Source organism: Mesorhizobium sp. C264A (assembly GCF_040324515.1).
Taxonomy (GTDB): Bacteria; Pseudomonadota; Alphaproteobacteria; order Rhizobiales; family Rhizobiaceae; genus Mesorhizobium.
This window is the reverse complement of record NZ_JAMYVY010000001.1, coordinates 3,605,058-3,624,029: the sequence shown is the minus strand read 5'-3', so window position 1 is coordinate 3,624,029 and position 18,972 is coordinate 3,605,058. Positions and strand designations below refer to the sequence as shown.

At 64.6% G+C, this 18,972-nt stretch carries 17 protein-coding genes and 1 pseudogene; 13 read left to right on the top strand and 5 right to left on the bottom strand.

The window, feature by feature from the left end:
* Positions 1-20 precede the first annotated feature (20 nt).
* From NKL04_RS17795 to NKL04_RS17760, 8 genes and pseudogenes are all read left to right on the top strand, one after another.
* Positions 21-623 (top strand): ANTAR domain-containing response regulator, encoded by a 603-nt coding sequence (locus NKL04_RS17795; RefSeq protein WP_023667842.1) that lies wholly within the window; start codon positions 21-23, stop codon positions 621-623.
* 2 nt (positions 624-625) lie between these two features.
* Complete coding sequence (locus NKL04_RS17790) at positions 626-1,864, top strand: CmpA/NrtA family ABC transporter substrate-binding protein (RefSeq protein WP_023699831.1); 1,239 nt, start codon at positions 626-628, stop codon at positions 1,862-1,864.
* Positions 1,865-2,284: 420 nt separating this feature from the next.
* A pseudogene (locus NKL04_RS17785) lies at positions 2,285-3,528 on the top strand (CmpA/NrtA family ABC transporter substrate-binding protein).
* A gap of 92 nt (positions 3,529-3,620) precedes the next feature.
* The gene (gene ntrB, locus NKL04_RS17780; protein ID WP_023682697.1) at positions 3,621-4,511 is read left to right on the top strand and encodes a nitrate ABC transporter permease; all 891 of its coding nucleotides are present in this window, start codon (positions 3,621-3,623) and stop codon (positions 4,509-4,511) included.
* Between the two features lie 10 nt (positions 4,512-4,521).
* On the top strand, positions 4,522-5,319 hold the full coding sequence (locus NKL04_RS17775) for an ABC transporter ATP-binding protein (RefSeq protein WP_023667847.1): 798 nt from the start codon (positions 4,522-4,524) through the stop codon (positions 5,317-5,319).
* 4 nt (positions 5,320-5,323) lie between these two features.
* The gene (gene nirB / locus NKL04_RS17770; protein WP_023686953.1) at positions 5,324-7,774 is read left to right on the top strand and encodes a nitrite reductase large subunit NirB; all 2,451 of its coding nucleotides are present in this window, start codon (positions 5,324-5,326) and stop codon (positions 7,772-7,774) included.
* Between the two features lie 5 nt (positions 7,775-7,779).
* Complete coding sequence (gene nirD, locus NKL04_RS17765; RefSeq protein WP_023686954.1) at positions 7,780-8,109, top strand: nitrite reductase small subunit NirD; 330 nt, start codon at positions 7,780-7,782, stop codon at positions 8,107-8,109.
* A gap of 3 nt (positions 8,110-8,112) precedes the next feature.
* Entirely contained in the window at positions 8,113-10,950 is a 2,838-nt protein-coding gene (locus tag NKL04_RS17760; protein WP_023699829.1) for a nitrate reductase, read from the top strand.
* 108 nt (positions 10,951-11,058) lie between these two features.
* Here the strand turns inward: NKL04_RS17760 and NKL04_RS17755 are convergent, their stop codons facing one another.
* From NKL04_RS17755 to NKL04_RS17735, 5 genes are read right to left on the bottom strand one after another with little or no spacing between them, the layout of a single operon-like run.
* A complete protein-coding gene (locus NKL04_RS17755; RefSeq protein WP_023699828.1) occupies positions 11,059-12,354 on the bottom strand; it encodes an NAD(P)/FAD-dependent oxidoreductase in 1,296 nt (431 codons plus the stop codon).
* Positions 12,351-13,334: a branched-chain amino acid ABC transporter permease gene (locus tag NKL04_RS17750; protein ID WP_031209028.1), complete on the bottom strand. Its 984-nt coding sequence runs from the start codon at positions 13,332-13,334 to the stop codon at positions 12,351-12,353. The genes NKL04_RS17755 and NKL04_RS17750 overlap by 4 nt, the downstream gene beginning before the upstream one ends.
* Positions 13,331-14,239 (bottom strand): branched-chain amino acid ABC transporter permease, encoded by a 909-nt coding sequence (locus NKL04_RS17745; RefSeq protein WP_352723902.1) that lies wholly within the window; start codon positions 14,237-14,239, stop codon positions 13,331-13,333. Before NKL04_RS17745 ends, NKL04_RS17750 begins: the two co-directional genes overlap by 4 nt.
* Positions 14,236-14,985 (bottom strand): ABC transporter ATP-binding protein, encoded by a 750-nt coding sequence (locus tag NKL04_RS17740; protein ID WP_023699824.1) that lies wholly within the window; start codon positions 14,983-14,985, stop codon positions 14,236-14,238. Before NKL04_RS17740 ends, NKL04_RS17745 begins: the two co-directional genes overlap by 4 nt.
* Complete coding sequence (locus NKL04_RS17735) at positions 14,982-15,782, bottom strand: ABC transporter ATP-binding protein (RefSeq protein WP_023699823.1); 801 nt, start codon at positions 15,780-15,782, stop codon at positions 14,982-14,984. Before NKL04_RS17735 ends, NKL04_RS17740 begins: the two co-directional genes overlap by 4 nt.
* Before the next feature lie 124 nt (positions 15,783-15,906).
* Here NKL04_RS17735 and NKL04_RS17730 point away from each other — a divergent pair, with 124 nt between their 5' ends.
* From NKL04_RS17730 to NKL04_RS17710, 5 genes are read left to right on the top strand one after another with little or no spacing between them, the layout of a single operon-like run.
* Positions 15,907-16,629 (top strand): GntR family transcriptional regulator, encoded by a 723-nt coding sequence (locus NKL04_RS17730; protein ID WP_023699822.1) that lies wholly within the window; start codon positions 15,907-15,909, stop codon positions 16,627-16,629.
* A 1-nt stretch (position 16,630) separates the two neighbouring features.
* A complete protein-coding gene (locus tag NKL04_RS17725; protein ID WP_023667857.1) occupies positions 16,631-17,119 on the top strand; it encodes a DUF3830 family protein in 489 nt (162 codons plus the stop codon).
* Positions 17,120-17,473, top strand: coding sequence for a TIGR04076 family protein (locus NKL04_RS17720; RefSeq protein ID WP_023667858.1), 354 nt, complete (start codon positions 17,120-17,122; stop codon positions 17,471-17,473).
* On the top strand, positions 17,470-18,525 hold the full coding sequence (locus tag NKL04_RS17715; protein WP_023699821.1) for an aldo/keto reductase: 1,056 nt from the start codon (positions 17,470-17,472) through the stop codon (positions 18,523-18,525). The genes NKL04_RS17720 and NKL04_RS17715 overlap by 4 nt, the downstream gene beginning before the upstream one ends.
* Positions 18,522-18,950, top strand: coding sequence for a hypothetical protein (locus NKL04_RS17710; RefSeq protein WP_023667860.1), 429 nt, complete (start codon positions 18,522-18,524; stop codon positions 18,948-18,950). The genes NKL04_RS17715 and NKL04_RS17710 overlap by 4 nt, the downstream gene beginning before the upstream one ends.
* The last annotated feature ends 22 nt before the right edge of the window (positions 18,951-18,972 follow it).

The window sequence follows — 18,972 nt, the reverse complement described above, 5'->3', positions numbered from 1 at the left end:
ACCTTGCCCACAATGCACGCATGGTCCGCAGCTCACTCGCCGTCCTGGTCATCGACGAAAACCGTATCCGCGCCGCGATCATCGAGGCAGGTTTGCGCGAGGCCGGCCACGAGCGGGTCACCGTCATCCACGACGTGACCGGCATTGCGCGGCGCATCGCCGAGATCGAGCCGGACGTCATCGTCATCGACCTGGAAAACCCGAACCGCGACATGCTGGAAAACATGTTCCAGCTGTCGCGTGCGGTGAAGCGGCCGATCGCCATGTTCGTCGACCGATCGGACCAGGCATCGATCGAAGCGGCGGTCGATGCCGGCGTTTCGGCCTATGTCGTCGACGGCCTCAGGCAAGAGCGCGTCAAGCCGATCCTGGACATGGCGGTCAGCCGCTTCAACGCTTTCTCGCGCATGGCGCGCGAGCTGGAAGAGGTTCGAGGGGAGCTTGAGAGCCGCAAGGTGATCGACCGTGCCAAGGGCATCCTGATGAAGTCGCGCGGCCTGACCGAAGAGGCCGCCTACACGCTGCTGCGCAAGACGGCGATGAACCAGAACCGCAAGATCGGCGACATTGCCCAGAGCCTGGTGACTGCCGCCGGGCTGCTCGGGCCGTCGGAGGACGAATGAGCATGAGCGCCGAGCACCAGATCACCGCCGGCTTCATGCCGCTCTTCGACAGTGCCGTGCTGGTTGCGGCGGGTGAGCTTGGATTTGCCGCGCGCGAGGGCATCGATCTCACACTGCACCGCGAGACCTCCTGGGCCAACATCCGCGACCGCATCGCCATCGGCCATTTCCACCTGGCGCACATGCTGGGGCCGATGCCGCTCGCCTGCAATCTCGGGCTGACGCCGCTTGCTTCCGAGACCATCGTGCCGTTTTCGCTCGGGCTTGGCGGCAATTGCGTCACCATCTCCAACGCCGTCTGGGAAGGCATGGCGGCACACGGCGCCATACCCGATCTCGAGCCCGCGCGCGCGGGCGCAGCCCTTCGTGCCTTCATTCGCGAGCGCGCCGGGGCTGGCGGCGATCCGCTGCGCTTTGCCGTGGTGCACCCGCATTCGGGGCATAATTACGAACTGCGCTACTGGCTTGCCGGATGCGGCATCGATCCGGAGCGCGAGATCGAGATCGTCATCGTGCCGCCGCCCTTCATGGCCGATGCGCTGGCCGCTGGGCGGATCGACGGCTACTGCGTCGGCGAGCCCTGGAACAGCGCCTCGGTCGCTGCCGGCACCGGCCATATCGTCACCGTCAAGGCGCTGCTGTGGCGCAACAGTCCGGAGAAGGTGATCGGCGTGCGCAAGGCCTGGTCGCAGGAGAACCCGGTCGCGCTGGCAGCATTGCTGCGCGCGCTGCATCATTCGGCGCGCTGGTGCCAGGATCGGGGCAACCACGCCGAACTGGCTGGTGTGATGGCTCAAGCTGGCTTCCTCGGCCTGCCACCAGCTGTCCAGATGCCGATCCTGACCGGCCATCTTGAACTGGGCGGCGGCGCCGAACTGGATGTCGACGACTTCTTCCTGCCCTTCGACAAGGCGGCGAACTTTCCGTGGAAGAGCCATGCGCTGTGGTTCTATACGCAGATGGTGCGCTGGGGGCATGTCGAGCACACGCCGGAAAACCTTGCTATCGCCCGTGACTGCTACCGTCCCGACCTCTACCGCTCGGCGCTAAAGCCGCTTGGCGTTGCACTTCCCGGCGCCAATGCGAAGGTCGAGGGCGCGCTTAAGGTCGCCACGGCTGTCGGTGCGACCGGGGCAGGCTTGGTGCTTGGGCCAGACGGCTTCTTCGACGGTCAGACCTTCGACCCCGACGAGATCGACGGCTATATAGCGCGCCAGAAAGCCGCTCGCGCGGAAGCCTGATCATTCTCGCGCCATTCTTGTGCATTGCACAAAAATGTGCGTGCGATTGCTGTAATGAACAATCTTTGACCTGCTTGCGATGTCGCCTCGCGTGCCGGCGTCTGGCGCGTAATGTTGATTTCATTTAGGTTTTTCGTTTCACTCAGAACTGGCACGGTTCCTGCTTTGAATTAGCCAGGCCCTTCCCGGGTCACGGAACAGGCGTCCAATGGCGGGCGCCACAGGCAAAGCTGCCGCTCAGGTCAACGACGCGATCCCGGATGTACGGACGCGCGAGGCCTGGACGGCGGCTTTTTTGTTTTGGGCCACTCGACGAAGCGTTCAACCGGAGATCACGATGAAAGAAAAATAGGGAAATGGATCGGGACGGGAACATCGCTCAAGGATGTGACGCGCCGCGATTTTCTTGTCAGCAGCGCCATGACGGCCGGCCTGTTCGTGGCGGCCCGCAAGCTCTTCCCCTCGGGCGCCTATGCCGCCACGACCGCTCCGGAGGTCACCGGCGCCAAGCTCGGCTTCATCGCGCTGACCGACGCGGCGCCGCTGATGATCGCCAAGGAGAAGGGGCTGTTCGCCAAGTTCGGCATGCCCGACGTCGAGGTGCTCAAGCAGGCCTCCTGGGGCGCGACGCGCGACAATCTGATGCTCGGCGGCGAAGCCAACGGCATCGACGGCGCTCACATCCTGACGCCGCTGCCCTATCTCATGCACATCGGCAAGGTGACGCAGAACAACCAGCCGATGCCGATGGCTATCGTGGCGCGGCTCAACTACGACTGCCAGGGCATTTCGGTTGCGCAGGAATACGCCGGCACCGGTGTCGGCCTCGACGCCTCCAAGCTGAAGGACGCCTTCGCCGCCAAGAAGGCGGTCGGCAAGGAAATCAAGGCCGCCATGACGTTCCCGGGCGGGACCCATGATTTGTGGCTCCGTTACTGGCTGGCCGCCGGCGGCATCGATCCCGACAAGGACGTCTCGACCATTGTCGTGCCGCCGCCGCAGATGGTCGCCAACATGAAAGTCGGCAACATGGACGTGTTCTGCGTTGGCGAACCGTGGAACGAACAGCTCGTCCACCAAGGCGTTGGTTTCACCGCCGCCACCACCGGCGAACTGTGGAAGGGTCATCCCGAAAGGCGCTCGGCCTGCGCGCCGAATTCATCGACAAATACCCGAACGCCACCAAGGCGATCGTGATGGCCGTCATGGAGGCCCAGCAATGGTGCGAGGCCACGGAGAACAAGGACGAGATGGCCGCCATCATCGGCAAGCGGCAATGGATGAACGTGCCTGTCGCCGACATTATCGGCCGCCTCAAGGGCGACATCAACTACGGCAACGGCCGCGTGGCCACCGGCACTGACCTCTACATGAAATTCTGGAAGGGTGGCGTCTCCTATCCCTACAAGAGCCACGACAGCTGGTTCCTCGCCGAAAACATCCGTTGGGGAAAATTCGCGCCGACCACCGACATCAAGACGCTGGTCGATCAGGTCAATCGCGAGGATATCTGGCGCGAGGCGGCGAAGGATCTCGGCGTTGCCGCAGCCGATATTCCGGCCTCGTCGTCGCGCGGCGTCGAGACCTTCTTCGACGGCAAGATTTTCGACCCGGCCAACCCGTCGGCCTATCTCGACAGCCTGAAGATCAAGGCATCGGCTTGACCAGCGCAAACGGCGCGTTCCGCCGTTTGTCGCCCCAGCGCAACGGCGCTTCGCCGTTGTCGCCCGCACCGACCCCGGAGTTATACCCAGACATGTCCATCCAAGCCATTGAGGAAACCACGGTGAAGGCGTTCCCCGCCAAGCCTGCCGCAGTCATCGCTTTCACCGCCAAAGCGCGGCGCCGCTTCGACCCGATCGCGATCGCCGGCAGGCTGGCCACCGCCCTGGTGCCGCCGGTCATCGTTATCGCCTTCATGCTGGTCGTGTGGCAGATCGCCTGCTCGTCGCCGACCGCCAGCCTACCGCCGCCCAGCCAGGTGTGGAACGAGGCCTATGACCTGATCGCGCATCCGTTCTTCAACAACGGCCCGCAGGATATCGGCCTTGCGTGGCGGGTGCTGATCTCTCTGCAGCGCGTCGCCATCGGCTTCGGCCTGGCGGCGATCGTCGGCGTCGCGCTCGGCGCCCTGGTCGGCCAGTCGATCTGGGCCATGCGTGGCCTCGATCCGGTGTTCCAGATACTGCGCACCGTGCCGCCGCTGGCCTGGTTGCCGCTGTCGCTGGCTGCTTTCCGCGATTCCAGCCCGTCGGCGCTGTTCGTTATCTTCATCACCTCGATCTGGCCGATCATCATCAACACCGCCGTCGGCGTGCGAAACATTCCGGAAGACTACCGCAACGTCTCGCGCATCTTGCGGCTCAACCAGTTCGAATTCTTCGTCAAGATCATGGTTCCGGCCGCCGCACCCTACATCTTCACCGGCCTCAGAATCGGCATCGGCCTGTCCTGGCTCGCCATCGTCGCCGCCGAAATGCTGACCGGCGGCGTCGGCATCGGCTTCTTCATCTGGGACGCCTGGAACTCGTCGCGGCTGCCCGACATCATCGTCGCGCTCGCCTATATCGGCGTCACCGGCTTCTGCCTCGACCGCCTGGTCGCTGCGGTCGGCGCTTTCGTCACCCGCGGCACAACGGCAAAGTGAGGAGAGGGCGATGACGGCCTATCTGAAGCTCGACCATATCGACAAATCCTTTGCCCGCGGCGGTCAGGTCAGCGAGGTGCTCAAGGACATCAGGCTGACCATCGACAAGGGCGAATTCGTCTCCATCATCGGCCATTCCGGCTGTGGCAAGTCGACCTTGCTCAATCTGATCGCCGGGCTGACCAAGGTTTCCGCCGGCGCCGTGCTGCTTGAAAACAAGGAGGTCGACAGCCCCGGACCCGAGCGCGCCGTGGTGTTCCAGAACCACAGCCTGCTGCCATGGCTCACCGTCTACGAAAACATCAGCCTGGCGGTGTCGAAAGTCTTTGGCCGTTCCAAGAGCAGGACCGAGCGACATGACTGGATCATGCGCAATCTCGATCTCGTGCAGATGGCCCATGCCAAGGACAAGCGGCCGGCCGAAATATCGGGCGGCATGAAGCAGCGCGTCGGCATTGCCCGGGCGCTTGCCATGGAGCCGAAGATCCTGTTGCTCGACGAGCCGTTCGGGGCACTCGACGCGCTGACGCGCGCCCATCTGCAGGATGCGGTTATGGACATCCATTCCAGGCTCGGCTCGACGACGATCATGATCACCCACGATGTCGACGAGGCGGTGCTGTTGTCCGACCGCATCGTCATGATGACCAACGGTCCGGCGGCGACAATCGGCGAGGTGCTTGCGGTGCCGCTGCTGCGGCCGCGTCGACGCGTCGAACTCTCTTCCGACCGCACCTTCCTGCGCTGCCGCGAAGCGGTGCTGAAGTTCCTCTATGAACGCCACCGCTTCGTCGAAGCCGCGGAGTAACGCCATGACCGAAAAACTCGTCATCATCGGCAACGGCATGGCCCCCGGGCGCATGCTGGAGCATCTGCTCGAACAGGCGCCGGGCCGCTACACCGTGACCATTTTCAACGCCGAGCCGCGGGTGAACTACGACCGCATCATGCTGTCGCCGGTTCTCTCCGGCGAAAAGGCCTATGAGGAAATCATCATCCACGGCGACGGCTGGTACATCGCCAACAACATCACCCTCTACAAAGGTCACAAGATCGTCGCCATCGACCGGGCGGCCAAGACAGTCACCTCCGATCACGGCGTCACCGAGCCTTACGACAAGCTCGTCATCGCCACCGGATCGGTGCCCTTTATCATTCCGGTGCCCGGCCATGATCTGCCGGGGGTGCTGACCTATCGCGACCTCGACGATGTTCAGGCCATGATGCTTGCCGCCCAGTCGCGCGCCAAGGCCGTGGTCATCGGCGGCGGCCTGCTCGGGCTGGAGGCGGCAGCAGGTTTGAACGCCCAAGGCATGGACGTCACCGTGCTGCATGTCATGCCGACATTGATGGAGCGTCAGCTCGATCCAGCCGCCGGCTATCTCCTGCAGCGCGCGGTGGAACAGCGCGGCATCAAGGTCATCACCAAGGCCAACACCCAGGCGATCACCGGCAACGGCAAGGTCGGGCAGGTGGAGCTTGCCGACGGCACTATTATCCCGGCAACGCTGGTGGTGATGGCGGTCGGCATCCGGCCGAATGCGGCGCTGGCCAGGGAGGCCGGCATAGCCGTCAATCGTGGTATTGTCGTCGATGCCGGCATGCGCAGCAACGACCCCGACATCTACGCGCTCGGCGAATGCGCCGAGGTCTACGGCCAGGTCTACGGGCTGGTCGCGCCGCTCTACGAGATGGCGCGCGTTGCCGCGAACCAGTTGGCCGGCAACGAGGCAGCGGCCTTCGTCCACATGGACACGCCGACCAAGCTCAAGGTCACCGGCATCGACCTGTTCTCGCTTGGCGACTTCGCCGAAGGCGAGGACCGCCAGGAGATCGTGCTGCGCGATGCCGCCGCCGGCGTCTACAAGCGCCTTGTGCTCAAGGACGACCGCATCATCGGCACCGTGCTTTATGGCGAGACGGCGGATGGGGCCTGGTTCAACGATCTCAAGAAGAAGCAGACCGACATATCGGAGATGCGCGACACGCTCATCTTCGGCCAGTCCTACCAGGGGGGTGCCCCGCTGGACCCTATGGCGGCCGTTGCAGCCTTGCCGGATGATGCGGAAATCTGCGGCTGCAACGGCGTTTGCAAGGGCAAGATCACCGGCGCGATCACGGCCAAGGGCCTGGCTTCGCTCGACGACGTGCGCGCCCACACCAAGGCATCGGCTTCCTGCGGTTCGTGCACCGGGCTGGTCGAGAAGCTGATGGTGCTGACCATCGGCGACAAATACAACCCGGCCGCCGTGCAACCGATGTGCGGCTGCACCACGCTCGGCCATGACGAGGTGCGCCGGCTGATCATCGCCAAGAGCCTGAAGACCATTCCCGCCGTCATGCAGGAGCTGGAATGGACGACCTCCTGCGGCTGCGCAAAATGTCGGCCGGCGCTCAACTACTACCTCGTCTGCGACTGGCCGAACGATTACGCCGACGACTATCAGTCGCGCTTCATCAACGAACGCGTCCACGCCAACATCCAGAAGGACGGCACCTATTCGGTGGTGCCGCGCATGTGGGGCGGCGTCACCAACGCCGCCGAACTGCGCGCCATCGCCGACGTCGTCGACAAGTTCGAGATACCGATGGTCAAGGTCACCGGCGGCCAGCGCATCGACATGCTGGGCATCCGCAAGGAGGATCTGCCGGCGGTGTGGGCCGATCTCGGCCAGGCCGGCTTCGTCTCAGGCCATGCTTACGCCAAGGGCCTGCGCACGGTGAAGACCTGTGTCGGCTCCGACTGGTGCCGCTTCGGCACGCAGGATTCGACCGGCCTCGGCATTCGCATCGAGAAATTCATGTGGGGCTCGTGGACCCCGGCCAAGGTTAAGATGGCGGTGTCGGGCTGTCCGCGCAACTGCGCCGAGGCGACCTGCAAGGATGTCGGCGTGATCTGTGTCGACAGTGGCTACGAGATCCATTTCGCCGGCGCCGCCGGCCTCGACATCAAGGGCACCGAAGTGCTTGGCCTGGTCAAGACCGAGGACGAGGCGCTGGAGCATATCGTCGCGCTGACGCAGATGTATCGCGAGCAGGGCCGCTATCTCGAGCGCATCTACAAATGGGCCAAGCGCATCGGCATCCCCGAGATCAAGCGCCAGATCATGGACGACGGTGCAAAGCGCAAGGCCTATTACGAGCGCTTCGTCTTCAGCCAGAAATTCGCCCAGGTCGACCCGTGGTCGGAACGCGTCTCCGGCAAGGACAAGCACGAGTTCCGGCCAATGGCTTCTGTCGGGTTTGCGCAGGCGGCGGAGTGATCAAAATGGACTGGATATCGATCGGCTCACTCTCCGACATCCCGCGGCGTGGCGCGCGCTGCGTCGACACACCCGAGGGTAAGATCGCCGTCTTCCGCACGCAGGACGATCAGGTCTACGCCATCGACGATCATTGCCCGCACAGAGGTGGGCCGCTGAGCCAAGGCATCGTCCACGGCACCGCCGTCACCTGTCCCTTGCACAATTGGGTCATCTCGCTGGAGACGGGCAAGGCGCTCGGCGCCGACGAGGGCGCCGTGCGCACCATTCCTGTGCGGATCGAAGGCGAGCTCCTGTTCATTGCGCTGAAAGCGCTGGCCAGCCGCGCGGCCTGAAGCATGGAACTGGGCGAAGCGCGCGAGGTGAGGACCACCTGCCCCTATTGCGGGGTGGGTTGCGGCGTGCTGGCGAAAGTCGCCGCGGACGGTGAAGTCAGCGTCCGCGGCGACCCCGAACATCCAGCTAACTTCGGCCGGCTCTGCTCCAAGGGCTCGGCCCTGGCCGAAACCATCGACCTCGACGGCAGGCTGCTCTACCCCGAAATCCACGGTCGCCGTACCGGCTGGGACGAGGCGCTCGACCGCGTCGCTTCGACCTTTTCGCAAACCATCGCCGAGCACGGTCCTGACTCCGTCGCCTTCTATGTCTCCGGCCAGTTGCTGACCGAAGACTACTATGTCGCCAACAAGCTGATGAAGGGCTTCATCGGCTCGGCCAACATCGACACCAATTCGCGGCTATGCATGGCCTCCTCGGTTGCCGGCCACCGCCGCGCCTTCGGCTCCGACACCGTGCCCGGCACCTACGAGGATCTCGAGCTCGCCGACCTGATCGTGCTGGTCGGCTCCAATCTCGCCTGGTGCCATCCCGTGCTCTTCCAGCGCATCGCGGCGGCCCGGGAAAAACGACCGGAGATGAAGGTCGTGCTGGTCGACCCGCGCCGCACCATGACCGCTGATATCGCCGACATTCACCTGGCGATCGCGCCGGATGGCGACGTTGCTTTGTTCACTGGTCTGCTCGCCTGGCTCGGCCAGCACAACGCACTCGACCGCGCTTACATCACCGCCCACACGACCGGCTTCGGGCAAGCGCTCTTCGCTGCCTCGAAACTCGATCTTGCCGGCGTTGCCGCCGCCACCGGCTTGAGCGAAGAGGAGCTTGCCCGCTTCTATAGCCTGTTTGCCACCACCGCAAAGACAGTGACGGTCTACAGCCAAGGCGTGAACCAGTCGTCTTCGGGCACCGACAAGGTCAACGCCATCATCAACTGCCATCTCGCCACCGGCCGCATCGGCAAACCTGGGGCAGGACCGTTTTCAGTGACCGGCCAGCCCAACGCCATGGGCGGCCGCGAGGTCGGCGGCATGGCCAATATGCTGGCCGCCCATATGGAGATCGAAAACCCCGAGCACCGCGACCGCGTGCAGCGTTTCTGGAATGCGCCGGCCGTCGCCCCAAAGCCCGGTCTGAAGGCGGTCGAGATGTTTCAGGCGATCGCCGCCGGCCGCATCAAGGCATTGTGGATCATGGCCACCAACCCGGTCGACTCGATGCCGGATGCCGATGCCGTCGAGGCGGCGATCAAGGCTTGCCCGTTCGTCGTGGTTTCGGATGTGCTGGCGAGCACGGACACCATGCGCCACGCCCATGTGCGGCTGCCCGCCGCCGCATGGGGCGAGAAGGACGGCACCGTGACCAATTCAGAGCGCCGCATCTCGCGCCAGCGCAGCTTTCTTGCTGTGCCCGGTGAGGCGCGGCCGGATTGGTTGATCGTCGCCGAGGTGGGCAAGCGGATGGGGTTTGACGAGGCGTTTTCCTATTCGTCGCCAGCGGAAATCTTCGCCGGACACGCCGCGCTGTCCGGGTTCGAGAATGACGGCGCACGGGATTTTGATATTGGCGCTTATGCTGGTGTTGATAAGGAGGCCTATGCAGCGCTTGAGCCTTTCCAATGGCCGGCGCCGAGCACAGCCACCCCCCTCTGGCCTGCCGGCCATCTCCCCCGCAAGGGGGGAGATCAGCCGTCGCCTCGGCCTTCGCCAATTATCAACGATGCAGAAGATATGCCGGCGTCAAAGCTGCCAATCTCCCCCCTTGCGGGGGAGATGTCCGGCAGGACAGAGGGGGGTGTTCAAGCGGGACTTGACCCTTCCAGCACCCGCTTCTTCGCCAACGGCAATTTCTACAATCCCGACCGCAAGGCCCGCTTCATCGCCATTCGTCCCATCGTCGAGACACGCACCAGCCCGGACTATCCGCTGATCCTCAACACCGGCCGTGTTCGCGACCATTGGCACACGATGACCCGCACTGGGAAAAGCCCACGTCTCTCCCAGCACATGGCCGAGCCCTTCGTCGAGATCCACCCGGCGGATGCCACGCATCACGGCATTGGCGACGCCGACATTGTGCGCGTCTCCAGCCCGCGCGGCGATGTGCTGGTGCGCGCGCTGGTGACGGCACGCCAGCGCCAGGGCAGCGTGTTTGCGCCGATGCACTGGACTGACCAGTTTTCGGCAAAAGGGCGGCTCGACACGCTGACCGCGCCTCTGACCGATCCGGTTTCCGGTCAGCCTGCGCTGAAACATGTCGGCGCCCGCATCGAGAAGTTCGCCGCGAGAGCCTTCGGCTTCGCCGTGGTGCGCCGCAAGCCGGTGGCGTTCGCAGCAGATTACTGGGCCGTGGCCAAATGCAAGGGCGGCTGGCGGGTGGAGCTTGCCTTTGCTGACGACGACATCGACTGGGCTGGTTTTGCTGGTTCGCTTTTCGATGTTCCCGTAGCCGATACGCTCGCTTATCACGACCGCGATACCGGCCAGCATCGTATTGCTGCCTTCGACGACCAGCACCTCGCCGGGGCTTTGTTTATCGCGTCGGGACCGGTGGCGGTTTCGCGGGGTTGGGCGGCACAGCAACTCCAGGAGGTTCACACCAGCCAGCGCGAACGCTTCAGGATCGTCGCCGGTCGCGCCGGCGCCGATCGGCCCGATGCGGGCGCGACCGTCTGCTCCTGTTTCAGCGTCGGGGTCAACCAGATCGCGGCGGCAGTGGCAGCCGGGTGCGCGACAGTCGAAGCCATAGGCGGCGCCCTGAAGGCCGGCACCAATTGCGGCTCCTGCCGGTCCGAGATCCGGGCGGTCATCCAGGCCAATCGGGTTCAGGCTGCGGAGTAGATGCGGCTGGATGGGGAGGGGATCTGACGATATCCTCTTGGGCCAGTGTGGCGGTCCTTTTCGGGTCGCTGTGAGCGCGCCGGCAGGAGGATCACCTGGCTTGGCTGTCTAATCCAGCCGGTCGCGCAGGATGCTCCAGGGGAGCAGCATATTCGGTGCATAGCGCACGAGGTTGTGCAGCGGGATCGGCGCTGGCGGTGCGAAGGGGAGCGGCAGATATCGGGCGTCCGTTCCGCTCGCCCAGTCCGCCAGCACTCTGCCCATTACCGTGGTCATGGCGATGCCGCGGCCGTTGCAGGCGAAGCCGGCGATCAGGCCCGGGCCGAGGTCGATGAGGCGCGGCAGGAAATCCGGCACCACCGCCGCCACGCCTGTCCAGCTGTAGGCAAGCGGCGGCAGGTCAGGCAAATCGAGATGCCTGGCGAGCCGTCGCCAGATCGTTTGCGGCATGCGCGTCTCAGCGCCGGCTCCGACGACATGCATGCCGCCGCTGATCAGCCGGTTCTGGCCATCGAAGCGGCACGTGAACAGGTTTCGCCTGGTGTCGCCGACGCCCTGGCCGCCGGGCAGCAGGCGCGCGCGTATGGCCCGCGACAGCGGCGCAGTGGCGATCTGGAAGACTTTCAGCGGGATATAGGTCCGCGCCAGTGTCCGGTTCAGTGCCCCGCCATAGGCGTTGGTGGCGATCACCACCTTGCCCGCACGCACGGCGCCGGATGCGGTCGTCAAGGTCCAGCCATCCGCAGCGCGGTCGATGGAAGCGACGCGCGTCTGCTCGAAGATCCGCGCGCCGGCTTTTTCGGCGGCATCGGCCAGGCCGCGCGCATACTCGACCGGATTGAGGACGCCGCCCGAGTTATCCATCCAACCGCCGGCGTAGCCGCCGATACCGGTGAGCGTCGTGACCGCCTTGGCATCGAGCGTTACGGTCGGCCTGCCCCGCGCCGCCCATTGCTCGGCGCGCGATCGCGTCTTTTCCAGCGCGGCGGACGAATGCGCCGGCTGGATCCAACCGTTCTGCACAGCGTCGCATTCTATGCCATGCCGCTTGATCAGCCCGAAGACCAAGTCGGCGCTGCCGGCGGCGAAGTCAACCAGGCACCCGCCGCGCTCGGGTCCGAGTTCGGCGATGATGTCGTCTGGATCCCGCTTGGCGAAGTTCGGAACGACGAAGCCGGCATTCCGGCCGGTCGCACCCCAGGCAATGAATTCGGCTTCGAGGACCGCGACCGAAAGCCCCTTCTCGGCGGCATGCAATGCCGTCGACAGGCCGGAAAAGCCGCCGCCAACGATTGCGAGATCGACGTCGAGCCCGCCTTGCAGCGTGCCCCGGTCGCAGCGGTTGCGGCTGACGGCATGCCAGAGTGAAACGCCATGCACGTCTTGCCGGATCATGGCATTCATGGTCCGGCCTCGTTCTCGCTGGCCGCCGCCTTTTTCTGTTTGCCGGGGTTCGGCCGGCGCGGCCGATCGCCGAACAATCCGTTCGGCCGGATCAGCAGGATGACGCACAGCATGACGCCGATGGCGACGATCTGCAGCGAGGCCGCGCGTGCTTGCTGCTCGGGCGCAAACAGCACGCTGGTCAGCGTGCCCGACCCCGCCCATATCGCCCAGACCAGGATGCTGCCGGCAATGGCGCCGGCATTGCTGCCCGAGCCGCCGACGATCAGCATCACCCAGACCTGGAAGGTCAGGATCGGCAGATAGTTATCGGGCGCGATGAAGCCGGTGAAATGCGCCTGCAAAGCGCCGGCCAGCGCCATGATGGCGCCGCCGACGGCAAAGGCCTGGACGCGGTAGAAGCGCGCGCTCTTGCCCAGCGAAATCGCCGCTCGCTCGTCCTCGCGCAGCGCCTTGAGCACGCGGCCCCAGGGGCTGCGCGACAGGTGCTCCAGAGCGAGATAGGCGATCAGCGTCACAGCCGAAACGACGGCGAGGTTCGACAGGTTGAACAACAGCGGCGTTTCGGCAAGGCCGCCGAACGGGCGCGGGATGAAACCGATGCCGAACGGGCCGCCCGTGAGTTTTTGCGCGTTGAGCGCGACCAGCTGCACGACGACGGCGACGCCGAAGGTGGTGATCGCCAGGTAGTCTGATCGCAGACGCAGCGTGGCCATGCCGGTAATTGCTGCGGCGATACCGCCGACGATCATGGCGCCCGCCCAGCCGGCCAGGATCGGCAGACCGAAGCCGCCGAAGCGCGCGGCATCGTCCGGGGTCGTGAGCAGCGCCGATGTATAGGCGCCGATGGCGACGAAACCGGCAAGACCGACATTGAAAAGGCCAGTCAGCCCCCACTGCAGATTGAGCCCCAGTGTGACCAGCGAAAAGATCAGTGCGGTGGTCAGGAAGAAGGCGCCGTAGCCGAGCAGGTCCATCAGCGTTCCCTCACACCAAACAGCCCGATCGGCCGCACGAACAGCACCGCCATCAGGATGATGAAGGAGATTGCGGCGCGCCATTCGGCGCCGATCAGCTGCACCGCACCGGCTTCGGCAAGGCCAATGATCAGGCCGCCGAGCACGGCGCCCGGTATGCTGCCGATGCCGCCCAGGATGGCGGCTGCGAACATCGGTAGCAGCATGTCGAAGCCCATGAACGGGCGGATCTGCACCAGAATGCCGATCATCACGCCGGCCACGCAGGCCAGCGCCCCGCCGATGATCCAGGTGACACGCACAACGGAGGCAACGTCGATACCGACGATGCGGGCCAGCGCTGCATTCTGGCTCAGCGCCTGCATGGAGCGGCCGGTCTGCGTGCGTGTCATCAACAGATGCACGCCGAGCACCAGCACGGCGGTCAGCAGCAGAAGCGCGATCTGATCGGGCGTGATGCGGATGCCGAAGCCGACCGGCATGGCGATCTGGATCGCGCGGCTGAAATAGGTCGGGCGTGAGCTGAAGGTGAATTCGAGCAGGCTGCGCAGTGCCATCGAGGCGCCGAAGCTCGCCATCACCACGATGATCGCTTGCCCCTGCGAGCGAAGCCGCGAAAACAGCACCTTGTCGAGCAACAGCGCCAGCAGGGCGGTGAAAGCCATGCCGACAAGCAGCGCAACCAGCAGCGGCCAGCCGAAGGACAGCGGACCAATGGGCGCCACCTTGCCGAACATCGCGCCGATGGCGCTGACGACGGCGAGCGTCGCATAGGTGCCCCAGGCCATGAAGTCGCCATGGGCGAAGTTCGAGAAGCGCAGGATCGAGTAGGTCAGCGTCACGCCGATGGCGCCAAGGCCGATCATCGAGCCGGTCAGCAGCCCATCGACGACAAATTGCAGGCTCATGCCGCGCCTCCCTTGCCGACGGGGGACGGGCGTTGGCCGAGATAGAGTTCGGCGACGACAGGATCGTTCCACAATTCGGATGCCACACCCTCGTGCCGGTCCCTGCCTTCGACCAGCACATAGGCGCGGTCGCCGATGGCAAGCGCTGCCTTGGCGTTCTGTTCGACCAGCAGGATGGTGACGCCGGACCTGCGGATGCCGGCCAGCATCTCGAACACCGTCGATACGAATTTCGGCGAAAGGCCGGCCGACGGTTCGTCGAGTACCAGCACCTTGGGATGGACGATCAGGGCGCGCGCGACGGCAAGCATCTGCCGCTGTCCGCCCGACAGATTGCCGGCGGCGGTGCGGCGCTGGCGGACGAGGTCGGGGAAGGCCGTGTACATTTCCTCGATGCGGGCAGGGATTTCGCGTCGTTCGAGGATGCCGCAGGCGACTTTCAGATTGTCCTCGACCGACATCAGCGGGAAGATGTTCTCCGTCTGCGGTACGAAGGCCAGGCCGAGCCGAACCATGGTGTGGGCGGGAGCAGCGGTTATGTCCTTGCCGTCCAGGAACACCGCGCCGCCGGTGATCGGGACAAGGCCGGCGATCGCCTTGATGAAGCTCGACTTGCCGGCGCCGTTGGGACCGAGCACGACGACGATCTCGCCCTTGCCGACGGTGATCGAGGCGCCGCGCACGATCGGCACGTCGGGCTCGTAGCCGGCTTCGAGGTTGCGCACGTCGAGGACCGTCTCACTCATGCTGGGCCTCCGAGATAGGCCTCGATGACGCGCGGGTCGCGGGCGACCTCTTCCGCAGTGCCTTTGCTGAGCAACTGGCCGCTCGCCATGACCAGCACGCGGTGGCAGAGCCGCGTCACCATGTCGATATTGTGCTCGATCAGCAGAAAGGTGATGCCGTGCGCGTTGATGTCGCGGATGCGGTCGATGATGATCTCGAGCAGCGTCGCGTTGACGCCGGCGGCCGGTTCGTCGAGCAGGATGATCGCCGGGTCGGCCATCATGACGCGGGCGAGTTCGAGCAGCTTGCGCTGGCCGCCGGAAAGCACGCGTGCCGGCTCGTGCGCGAGATGGGTGAGAGTGACCAACTCCAGCAGCTCGAGCGCCTTTGTCCTGGCAGCCCTTTCTTGTGCTGCGACCCGCCAAGGCGTGACGAAGTTGGCGAGCAATTTTTCGCCGGCTTGGCCCTGTGCCGCCAGCATGATGTTTTCGATCAACGTCAGATTGGGCAGCGGGCGTGGGATCTGGAAGGTGCGTCCAAGACCACGGCCGATACGCAGATGAGCGGCTTCGCCGGAGACGCGCGTGCCATTGAGCAGGATATCGCCGCTGGTTGGCAATATGCTGCCGGCGAGCAGGTCGAACATGGTCGTCTTGCCGGCTCCATTGGGTCCGATCAGGCCGAGGATTTCGCCCGCTTTGACATCAAACGAGACATCGCTGACGGCGACAAGACCGCCAAAACGCCTGACGACGTTTCGCGCCGTCAGTACCGGCGCACGGGTCTCCTGCCTTTGGCGCTGCGCTGCATCGCTCATCAAACCCTCTGGCCGAAGACGATCGTTGTCGCCTCCTGATTTTTGATTTGTGATCACACTTGCGTTGATCACGCTATTCGGCTTTAATTTCATTCGCAAGCCGAAAACGGGGCAAATGCCGGTAATGCAGAAGGCTGCCATCGACAAGAACAATGGGACGATCGCAGCCCAGCTTACGCCGGTCGGCCGCGAGACGGTGCAGGATCGCGTCTATTCCGAGTTGCGCCGTGCCCTGATCGGTGGCCTTTTCGAGCCGAACCAGGTGCTGACCATCCGCGGTCTTGCCGATGCGCTGGTCACCTCGACCATGCCGGTACGCGAAGCGCTCGGCCGGCTGATCACGGAAAAGGCACTGGAGGCGCTGCCCAACCGTTCCGTGCGCGTGCCGCCGATCACGCTGGAGCGCATCGACGACCTCCTGCGTGCCCGCTCACTCATCGAAGGCGAAGCGATCGCGCTTGCCGCCAGGCGCATGAGCCCGCGCCAGATCGCGTCGATCGAAGCCATGCTGGGCGAATGGGACGAGATGCGGGCCCTGAAGCACAAGAAGGATATCGATCGCGAAGCGACGCTCAACCAGAGCTTCCATTTTGAGATCTACCGCTGCTGCGGCTCGGCTGTGCTGATCCCGATGATCGAAAGCCTCTGGCTTCAATCGGGACCCTGCATCCGCGTCGCCATCTATGCCTTCTCCGAGGCCGGCGAGGTCGATACCGCGCACTATCACCGCGGCATTGTCGCGGCACTTGCCAAACAGGATGCGCAAGCGGCGCGCGAGGCGCTGGTAGCCGACATCAGCCGCCCCTTCGCCTTCCTGCGCGACAAACTTCAATCGGCGAAGGACTGACATGCCCAAGCCCGCCATCGGCATCACAGAACCACGCTCGAAGCTTTCCGTGACGGCGCTGCTATTGCCCGAAAAGGCGCCGGAGAATGCCGCCTTCCTGCTGGCGTATCTGGCGCAGCCACGCATCATCCCAGGCATCCATGCGATGTGGACAGGACCGGAAATCTCGTGCCCGGTTCCGTCAGCCGATCTCCACGGCCAGGCCTATGCCCAGTCTTTGCCACCGGAGAATGCAACGCTGACGCCGCAGCCCGGCGATATCGTGCTGTCCTATGTGCCGCCACGCGTGTGGGGCGGCAATCCCAATGCCATCTTCGATATCGGCCTGTACTACGGGCAGGGGGCGCGGCTGCTGTTCCCGATCGGCTGGCTGGCCGGCAGCGTGGTCGCGCAAGTGCTTGCCGGAGAGCGCGATCAGTTTGCCGCCGCCTGCGGCGTTATCCGCCGCAACGGCGCCTGTGACATCACCTTCAGCCTGGTGGAGGCCTGAATGGCCGACGACAGTTTCGAGCTCTTCGATCTGCGCGTCGAAGCGGTCATTCCCGAAGGCAAGCCGGTCTATTGCGGCGCCAGGGCCGGCGACTATTTCGAACTGAAGGGCGAAATGCTCTCGCTGCCGGCAGGGCAGGGTTTTTCGATCTATTCGATCTCGGCCGTGTTGCCGCTCCTGGCGGCAAAGCAGCGCCCGACGCATGCAAATGACTGGATGACCTCGGATGCCGAGATCGCCTGTCCCGATCCCAATTGCGCCAGCCGGCTCCGCATCGTCAGGCTTGCCAAGCGGCGGTTCAGCCATGCCGAAACCACGGCCGTGCCGCTGCCGAAGGAGACCGACAAGGGATGACCGCCAGGACCATCGAACTCAGCCCCGGCTATGCGATCTCGCGAGTCATCCGCGGTGGCTGGCAGCTTGCCGGCGGGCATGGCGCCGTCGACCGCAGCCAGGCGGTGACCGACCTCATCGCCACTTTCGATGCCGGCATCTGGACCTATGACTGCGCCGACATCTACACCGGCGTCGAGGAACTGATCGGCGCCGCGCGCCTGCGGCTGGCCGGCGAGCGCGGTCTCGATGTTGCGGCCAGGATGAAGGTGCACACCAAGCTGGTGCCGGACCTCGAACGACTGGCAGGCATCAGCCGCGACTACATCAGGGGCATCGTCGATCAGTCGCTTCGCAGGCTCAAGACCGAGCGGATCGACCTCGTGCAGTTTCACTGGTGGGATTATGACCAGCCTCGTTACGTCGAGGCGATGGGTTGGCTCGACGAGCTTCGGCTGGAAGGCAAGGTGCGCAATCTCGGCACCACCAATTTCGATACGCCGAGGCTAGCCGAAATCCTCTCCGCGGGCATCCCGCTGGTCAGCCAGCAACTGCAATATTCAGTGCTCGACCAGCGGCCGGCAAACAGCCTTGCGGGCCTTGCCGCTAAGAACGGTGTCCGCTTCCTCTGCTACGGCTCGGTGGCGGGCGGCTTCCTCAGCGACAAATGGCTTGGCGTGGCCGAGCCCTCCACGCCGCTCGAAAACCGCTCGCTGGTCAAATACAAGCTGATCATCGACGACTTCGGCGGCTGGGAGCTGTTCCAGTCCCTGCTCAAGGCGCTGAAAGCGGTCGGCGATCGCCACGGCGTCGACATCGCCACCATCGCCTCGGCATGGGTGCTCGAGCAGCCGCAGGTCGCGGCCGTCATTGTGGGTGCGCGCAACCAGGCACATGCGCTGGCCAATACGAAAATCATGGACGTCGCGCTCGACGCCGACGATCGCGCGCGGATTGCTGCCGCCATCGCACAAGGCACCGGCCTCGCGGGCGATGTCTACGCGCTGGAGCGCGACCGTCATGGCCGCCACGGCTCGATCATGCATTACAACCTCAATGCGGGGAAGAAATGAGCGGAGAGCCTTCCCTTTTTTCGCGTGCCAGCGCTGAAATCATCGACCTGCATCGCTTCTTCGTCGACTGGTTTGTCGCCGCGCGAGCCGACGCTGTGGAGTTCGGCCGCTTCGAGGCTGTCATGGGCGAAGGCCTCACCATGGTGGCGCCGAATGGCCAGATCCTCGATCGCGACGCGGTCGTAGATCATGTCCGGACAAGCCGCGCCACTTGCGACGACGGTTTTGCCATATCGATCGAGGACATCAGGCCGGGTTGGCAGGACGCGGACACGATCGTCATCTTCTACATCGAGGCGCAACTGCGCGCCGGCAAACACAGTCGCCGGCAGTCCAGTGCGGTCTTCACCACGAGTTCATCGGCACCAAACGGCGTCGAATGGCGGCATCTGCATGAGACCTGGCTGCAGGCGCCGGAAGGCTGAACAGGCAAAAGTTCAAACAAGA

What these genes read in the sequence shown, in the direction of transcription:
- NKL04_RS17715 (WP_023699821.1), top strand. Translation starts at nt 17,470, where the DNA reads ATGACCGCCAGGACCATCGAACTCAGCCCCGGCTATGCGATCTCGCGA.
- NKL04_RS17755 (WP_023699828.1), bottom strand. Translation starts at nt 12,354, where the DNA reads ATGAATGCCATGATCCGGCAAGACGTGCATGGCGTTTCACTCTGGCAT.
- NKL04_RS17720 (WP_023667858.1), top strand. Translation starts at nt 17,120, where the DNA reads ATGGCCGACGACAGTTTCGAGCTCTTCGATCTGCGCGTCGAAGCGGTC.
- ntrB (WP_023682697.1), top strand. Translation starts at nt 3,621, where the DNA reads ATGTCCATCCAAGCCATTGAGGAAACCACGGTGAAGGCGTTCCCCGCC.
- NKL04_RS17790 (WP_023699831.1), top strand. Translation starts at nt 626, where the DNA reads ATGAGCGCCGAGCACCAGATCACCGCCGGCTTCATGCCGCTCTTCGAC.
- NKL04_RS17710 (WP_023667860.1), top strand. Translation starts at nt 18,522, where the DNA reads ATGAGCGGAGAGCCTTCCCTTTTTTCGCGTGCCAGCGCTGAAATCATC.
- NKL04_RS17735 (WP_023699823.1), bottom strand. Translation starts at nt 15,782, where the DNA reads ATGAGCGATGCAGCGCAGCGCCAAAGGCAGGAGACCCGTGCGCCGGTA.
- NKL04_RS17775 (WP_023667847.1), top strand. Translation starts at nt 4,522, where the DNA reads ATGACGGCCTATCTGAAGCTCGACCATATCGACAAATCCTTTGCCCGC.
- NKL04_RS17760 (WP_023699829.1), top strand. Translation starts at nt 8,113, where the DNA reads ATGGAACTGGGCGAAGCGCGCGAGGTGAGGACCACCTGCCCCTATTGC.
- NKL04_RS17725 (WP_023667857.1), top strand. Translation starts at nt 16,631, where the DNA reads ATGCCCAAGCCCGCCATCGGCATCACAGAACCACGCTCGAAGCTTTCC.
- NKL04_RS17795 (WP_023667842.1), top strand. Translation starts at nt 21, where the DNA reads ATGGTCCGCAGCTCACTCGCCGTCCTGGTCATCGACGAAAACCGTATC.
- NKL04_RS17730 (WP_023699822.1), top strand. Translation starts at nt 15,907, where the DNA reads ATGCAGAAGGCTGCCATCGACAAGAACAATGGGACGATCGCAGCCCAG.
- nirD (WP_023686954.1), top strand. Translation starts at nt 7,780, where the DNA reads ATGGACTGGATATCGATCGGCTCACTCTCCGACATCCCGCGGCGTGGC.
- NKL04_RS17740 (WP_023699824.1), bottom strand. Translation starts at nt 14,985, where the DNA reads ATGAGTGAGACGGTCCTCGACGTGCGCAACCTCGAAGCCGGCTACGAG.
- nirB (WP_023686953.1), top strand. Translation starts at nt 5,324, where the DNA reads ATGACCGAAAAACTCGTCATCATCGGCAACGGCATGGCCCCCGGGCGC.
- NKL04_RS17745 (WP_352723902.1), bottom strand. Translation starts at nt 14,239, where the DNA reads ATGAGCCTGCAATTTGTCGTCGATGGGCTGCTGACCGGCTCGATGATC.